Here is a 2,939-nt window from a genome sequence, read left to right on the forward strand (position 1 = left end):
AAAAAGTTTTTCTTATGGGGATAATTATCCTTTTAATGGGAATCCCCTAAATTTTTGTTACAATATGCGCCCGAAAATAAGTGGTAAAACAAGTAATAGGTAAACTATGGCAATCTTAACCCTTTCTGGTGCATACCTCTCTTTTAGTGATCATCCATTATTAGATCATACCGATATGACAATCGAAGCTGGTGAGCGAGTTTGTTTAGTTGGACGTAATGGTGCGGGTAAATCAACACTTTTAAAAATTCTCGCAGGGCAAGCTGGGCTTGATGATGGGCAATTAATTATTGAAAAAGATCGTATTATTGCCCGCTTAGAACAAGATCCACCTCGTCATATTGAAGGGACTGTATTTGATTATGTTGCAGAAGGGATTGAAGATTTAGCACAATTATTAAAAGAGTATCATCAATTATCTTTACGGCTAGCGCAAGACTATCAAGAGAAAACATTAGTGCGTTTATCTGAGATTCAGATGCAGCTTGAGCATTTAAATGGCTGGCGTTTTGAAAATCGAATTCAAGAGGTTTTAGCTCGCTTAGGTTTAAATCCAGATGTGGCGTTGGCTGAGCTTTCTGGCGGTTGGCAACGTAAAGCAGCGTTAGCTAGAGCATTAGTCAGAGAACCCGATTTACTTCTATTAGATGAGCCAACCAACCATCTAGATGTAGATACCATAACTTGGTTAGAAAATCTGTTACTTGAGTTTAAAGGTAGTATCGTTTTCATTTCGCATGACCGTGCGTTTATTCGTCGAATGGCAACGCGGATTATTGATTTAGATCGTGGCAAATTGGTTTCTTACCCAGGTAATTATGAACAATATTTGCAAGAGAAAGAGGAAAATCTACGTGTAGAAGCGTTGCAGAATGAATTATTTGATAAACGTTTAGCACAAGAAGAAGTTTGGATTCGTAAAGGAATTGAAGCAAGACGTACACGAAATGAAGGGAGAGTACGTGCGTTAAAAGCAATGCGTGAGGAACGCCGTCAACGTCGTGATGTAATGGGGAAAGCGAATATCCAAGTCGATAATGCAGTGCGTTCTGGCAAAATTGTATTTGAAATTGAAGATCTCAATTATCAAATTGGCGATAAAGTGTTATTAAAGGATTTTTCAACCACAATTTTGCGTGGTGATAAGATTGCTTTAATTGGTCCAAATGGGTGTGGAAAGACCACCTTTATTAAGTTGTTGTTAGGGGAATTACAACCTACTTCAGGGCGGGTGCATACTGGGACAAAACTTGAAGTTGCTTATTTTGATCAATATCGTTCGATGTTAGATCCAGAAAAAACAGTAATGGATAATGTTGCCGATGGTAAGCAAGATGTCGAAGTGAATGGCGTAAAACGTCATGTGCTTGGTTATTTGCAAGATTTCTTATTTCCACCGAAGCGGGCGATGACCCCTGTTAAGGCATTATCAGGCGGTGAAAAAAATCGTCTGTTATTAGCCAAATTATTGTTAAAACCGAACAATTTATTAATTTTAGACGAACCAACCAATGATTTGGATGTGGAAACATTAGAGTTATTGGAAGAATTACTCACAGAGTATGCGGGTACTGTGATTATTGTTAGCCACGATCGTCAGTTTATTGATAATACGGCAACAGAGTGCTTTATTTTTGAAGGAAATGGTATCTTAAATAAATATGTTGGTGGTTATCATGATGCGAAGCAGCAGCAAGCGAATGCATTAGCGCAAAAACAAACGGAAGCCAAAACAGTAAAAGTTGAAACTGAAGAGAAAAAACAAGATAAAAAACAGGATTTTCGAGCCAATAAAGTACGTAAAGTAAAACTTTCGTATAAAGAACAGCAAGAATTAGCTCAAATGCCAACATTGTTAGAAACATTAGAACAACAGATTCAACAATTACAGGCGGAAATTAATAGTCCAGATTTCTTTACGCAGGCAAATGAGGTAACCAGCCAAAAATTACAGCAATTAGCAGAGCAAGAACAAGCCTTAGATGATGCATTAACACGTTGGGCTGAATTAGAAGAAATTGCTAATGGTTAAGTCGATTGCTAAGAAAATTTAGGAAAATGCTAAAAGAATAAGCAACAACGCCAGACTGGCTTGCATTTCCGCACTATTTATCAGATAATGCGAGCCGTCTTTTCGACATCTTCAATGGAGGCCTTTTCGGTTCCTCGCAACAAACTCTAGCTCAGCGGGTCAGGTTCGGAAGAAAGCAGCCCAAGTTAGAACTTTGTGTGCCGAGATTCAGCTGAAAAGGCCTCCGCCATTTTATCGCCATTCATATATAAATATTTTATAATTCTTTCAGAAAATTTATCCTTACCAATAAAGTGATCTTGTAAGATGATATTTTTTAAAACATACTTATTTATAAATAATTTGATAGCTCATATTTTGAGAATATAAATATAGGTAGCTTTTCTGGTGAATTAATAGATAAATTAACCGATAAAAAGGAAAATAAGTAATGGATACCTTAACAAGATTAAGGAAAACTTTTGGTTATACACTTGGATTGATTATTCAAGTACAAGGTATGATTTGGATTAAACGTTATTTAGATAAAAATATTATTGATCAAACAGCTTTTTTCTTTAATAAAGAATATTTATATATTAATTTTAAATTTTTTTTATGGATGTGGTTGATACTTTTTGCATGGTCATTTACTGATGATTTTTGGAAGTTAATAAAAAAGCAATAATTTTATATTGGATTGAAGATGATTATTATCTTTATATAATAATGAAAATGTGGATTATTCTTGAAAAGAATATTACTAGATATTTTTATTGTAAAAGTTGTTTAGATAGGTATCTTGTCAAATTAAGAAAAAACTTAAATAAAATTAATGTTTGACTTAACTAAATATAGTTGAGAAATAGCTACTAAATAATAGATTAGACTGTGGATGCACTTAAATTTAGTCACAAATCCTAATAAA

The 2,939-nt window shown here is 34.5% G+C and carries 2 protein-coding genes and 1 other RNA gene; all 3 read left to right on the forward strand.

Translation table 11 applies throughout. The features are described 5' to 3' along the window. The first annotated feature begins 106 nt into the window (after window positions 1-106). The 3 genes from PF272_RS01630 (at window position 107) to PF272_RS01640 (ending at window position 2,699) form a co-directional block, all read left to right on the forward strand. Window positions 107-2,032 (forward strand): ABC transporter ATP-binding protein, encoded by a 1,926-nt coding sequence (locus PF272_RS01630; protein WP_271141389.1) that lies wholly within the window; start codon window positions 107-109, stop codon window positions 2,030-2,032. A gap of 123 nt (window positions 2,033-2,155) precedes the next feature. Further along, an RNA gene (gene ffs / locus PF272_RS01635) (signal recognition particle sRNA small type) lies at window positions 2,156-2,253 on the forward strand. A gap of 209 nt (window positions 2,254-2,462) precedes the next feature. Next, window positions 2,463-2,699 (forward strand): hypothetical protein, encoded by a 237-nt coding sequence (locus tag PF272_RS01640; RefSeq protein WP_271141390.1) that lies wholly within the window; start codon window positions 2,463-2,465, stop codon window positions 2,697-2,699. The last annotated feature ends 240 nt before the right edge of the window (window positions 2,700-2,939 follow it).

Source organism: Gallibacterium faecale (assembly GCF_027920745.1).
In the GTDB taxonomy this organism is placed as follows: Bacteria; Pseudomonadota; Gammaproteobacteria; order Enterobacterales; family Pasteurellaceae; genus Gallibacterium; species Gallibacterium faecale.

Excerpts from the sequence above, each read along its gene's own strand:
- PF272_RS01630 (WP_271141389.1), top strand. The coding sequence starts at position 107 with ATGGCAATCTTAACCCTTTCTGGTGCATACCTCTCTTTTAGTGATCAT.
- PF272_RS01640 (WP_271141390.1), top strand. The coding sequence starts at position 2,463 with ATGGATACCTTAACAAGATTAAGGAAAACTTTTGGTTATACACTTGGA.